Origin of the sequence: Sodalis-like endosymbiont of Proechinophthirus fluctus (genome assembly GCF_001602625.1) — a bacterium.
Classification (GTDB): domain Bacteria; phylum Pseudomonadota; class Gammaproteobacteria; order Enterobacterales; family Enterobacteriaceae.
Genome location: NZ_LECR01000087.1, coordinates 240 through 2,841, shown reverse-complemented (window position 1 = coordinate 2,841; position 2,602 = coordinate 240). Strand labels below are relative to the sequence as shown.

Sequence of the window (2,602 nt, the reverse complement as noted above, 5' to 3'; positions counted from 1 at the left end):
CCTGCCGCTTTATCCACAGTATTCCTGCTCCACCAGCGCTGCGATTTGGGATGCAGTGGCTTACAGCCTTATGGGATACCGATGCTTACCGTCGATAAGCTTCATTCGCGATTATGCGGCACATCCGGCGTATATTGCCGCACTGAGTGCCAGCGTTGCGCACGCGTTTGTCCGGCACGGTAGGCCGGATCGCCTGGTGCTCTCTTTCCACGGTATACCTCAGCGATACGCCGAAGAGGGAGACGATTATCCTCAGCGGTGCGATGTCACGCGCCAGGCCCTGGCCGCGGCGCTGGATTATCCGGCAGAACAGGTGCTGATGACTTTTCAGTCACGCTTTGGTCGCGATCACTGGCTACTGCCCGCCACGGATGAAACGATGAAAAACCTACCGTCGCAGGGGGTGAATCGGGTGCAGGTTATTTGCCCCGGCTTCGCCGCCGATTGCCTGGAAACTCTAGAAGAGATCCAGGTACAAAATAGGGAAATATTTGAACATGCCGGCGGTGGCGAGTTCCACTATATTCCGGCTTTGAACGATGATGCTGCCCATGTGGAGATGCTGCGTCAGCTCGTTATAGCGGAGCTACGATAACTGTTACTTGACGCCTGAGGCCGCAGATAGCCTGCGTTTGCGGCTGCTGAGCTTTCCACCTGCGTGGAGCCCCGCCTCCGGTGATGTAGTTCACCTCATCTTCATAGTGTGCGCGAACGATGATGGTCAAATCGGGATACCGTTCGCGCGCCAGTGTCACAATTTCTCCTGCCTCGAAACCGTTGGGAATAGTCACGAGTAGCCAGCATGCGGTTTCCAGCCTCGCCAGCGCCATGATCTTGGCACAGGCAGCGTTGCCCAGCATACATTGACCCCTTGATCACGCGGCGCATACACGCGGGTGCGGGTATTTTCCACCACCATCGGCAACGCGCCCGCCTGCAGCAGTTTTGCTCCGATTGAGCTGCCCACCCAGTGGCCATATAGCCTACTAGCAGCGCGTGGTGGCTTATCGAGGCGGTAAGGGGCAGCATTCTCCTCCTACTGTGGTTCTCTCTGTGGTTCTCTGGCATCGCTTTCATTATCGTAGCACGTCAGATAGGCTCCAACATGGCTAACATCAGCGGATTGATCATGATTGACAGAATCATGCCGACCAGGACTAATAAGTGATGCCTTTGTTCGAAAAGCATATTGAGCGCGATTTCCAGAAGAATAAGCGTTAATTCCCCGAGTTGCGCCGCCAGGCTAACAGCGATGGTCAACGCAATGCCAGCTCGTGCCAGAGTTGAGCGCCGCCGGTACCTTGTGTGCCTAGGAATATCTCCTAAAGCTTGCAACAGCACTAGCGTCAGCACCATGACTAAATCTTCAACGATAAGCCAACCGATGGCGATTTGGCCTCGGCGGCTGTCAATCAGCTGCCGTTCCTCCAGGGCGCGCAGTAGCACCACACGGTACTGGCGATAGACAGGCACAGGGTAAACATCAGACTATTGAGTAACGTCCAGAGTCCATGACAGAGGAAAAGACCATGTAGCCGATCATCACCTGCAACAGGCGTGTGTTGGTATGCCAATGCGTCAGAGTGTCCATTCCCTGAGCCGGCAGCCGTCGCAGTAGCGCCAGCTGTTCCTCTGGCATTTCCAGTTCGATAAACGGTTGGTTATTGACGCGTGCGGGCCTAGATCAATTGATAATTGATGCCAAAATCGACGTGTAAACCCAGCCCGCTCCGCCTGGCGTGATTGCAGTAGTAGGGCTACGTGCCAGGGAAACAGACCGTCAAGCGCCGCGAGATCCAACTGATAGTCTTGGCTTATTTAGCATACACGATCATAGTTGGCAGCACTGAGTCGTTTCGCCAGCGGGATTTACGCCCCCACCACCGACGCCAGTTAGTAGCGGCGAACTGACAGTGATGTCTGCCTCCACGATGAGCACCTGGGCCTGTTCAAGGCGTTCCAGCAGGCGCGCGGGCATGGTATAACCATCGCCGACGTTTCCATATGAATACTATCTACCAGGTAAAATTATCACCCCTATGCCAGGATGATATCCATAACTGGCCATGGAAACGCCACCAGCGTTAAATCAACCCAGCAGATTCACCAGGCGCCATAATACCATTTTTACACCTATCACTCCAGTACTTATTTATTAAGCAAGAGTAGAATTAAGCGACGGAAGGACGGTTAGGAATCTGCCTCCGCCGGGTTCGCGCGCTGGCGTCGACGGCGGAGACGGGTTTAAAGCGAATGAGCTGGTTGGCGTTGCTCACCACGGTAATGGAAGAGAGCACGATACCCGTGGTGGCCACCACCGGACTGAGCACCGTCGTGGTGACTACCAGCGAATAGGCAATACGCGATTCCGGTCCAGCCACCAACAAAAGGGCGGCTCTCACCAACGCAATAGCCACCACGACGGGATACAAACACTGCTGAAATCCGGTCGGCCAATTGTCCCGTGGCGGGTTTGCTGTTTTTCGCCTGCTGCACCATCCGGATAATTCTGGCGAGCGTGGTTCGATTTCCGGTAGCTCGGGCAGTGAATAACATACTGTCGTCCTTCACGGCAGTGCCGGCATACACCAGATCGCCGGCC

General features: G+C 55.1%; 4 protein-coding genes and 2 pseudogenes. 1 reads left to right on the top strand and 5 read right to left on the bottom strand.

The window, feature by feature from the left end; translation table 11 throughout:
• Nucleotides 1-595 (top strand): ferrochelatase (hemH, locus tag BG74_RS08520; RefSeq protein WP_073961152.1); only part of this gene is annotated, 595 nt, incomplete at its 5' end.
• On the opposite strand, the gene BG74_RS20955 is transcribed toward hemH, so the two are convergent.
• From BG74_RS20955 to copA, 5 genes and pseudogenes are all read right to left on the bottom strand, one after another.
• Complete coding sequence (locus tag BG74_RS20955; RefSeq protein WP_066597833.1) at nt 576-860, bottom strand: NAD-binding protein; 285 nt, start codon at nt 858-860, stop codon at nt 576-578. The genes hemH and BG74_RS20955 overlap by 20 nt on opposite strands.
• Nucleotides 861-1,325: 465 nt before the next feature.
• A pseudogene (locus tag BG74_RS20950) lies at nt 1,326-1,481 on the bottom strand (cation:proton antiporter domain-containing protein); the annotation flags it as partial.
• Nucleotides 1,482-1,483: 2 nt separating this feature from the next.
• Nucleotides 1,484-1,639: a hypothetical protein gene (locus tag BG74_RS14300; RefSeq protein ID WP_187202828.1), complete on the bottom strand. Its 156-nt coding sequence runs from the start codon at nt 1,637-1,639 to the stop codon at nt 1,484-1,486.
• Between the two features lie 192 nt (nt 1,640-1,831).
• Complete coding sequence (locus BG74_RS14295) at nt 1,832-1,978, bottom strand: hypothetical protein (protein ID WP_187202827.1); 147 nt, start codon at nt 1,976-1,978, stop codon at nt 1,832-1,834.
• Between the two features lie 193 nt (nt 1,979-2,171).
• Nucleotides 2,172-2,602 (bottom strand): annotated as a pseudogene (copA, locus tag BG74_RS20945) (Cu+ exporting ATPase); the annotation flags it as partial.

Excerpts from the sequence above, each read along its gene's own strand:
- BG74_RS20955 (WP_066597833.1), bottom strand. The coding sequence starts at position 860 with ATGCTGGGCAACGCTGCCTGTGCCAAGATCATGGCGCTGGCGAGGCTG.
- BG74_RS14300 (WP_187202828.1), bottom strand. The coding sequence starts at position 1,639 with ATGCCAGAGGAACAGCTGGCGCTACTGCGACGGCTGCCGGCTCAGGGA.
- BG74_RS14295 (WP_187202827.1), bottom strand. The coding sequence starts at position 1,978 with ATGCCCGCGCGCCTGCTGGAACGCCTTGAACAGGCCCAGGTGCTCATC.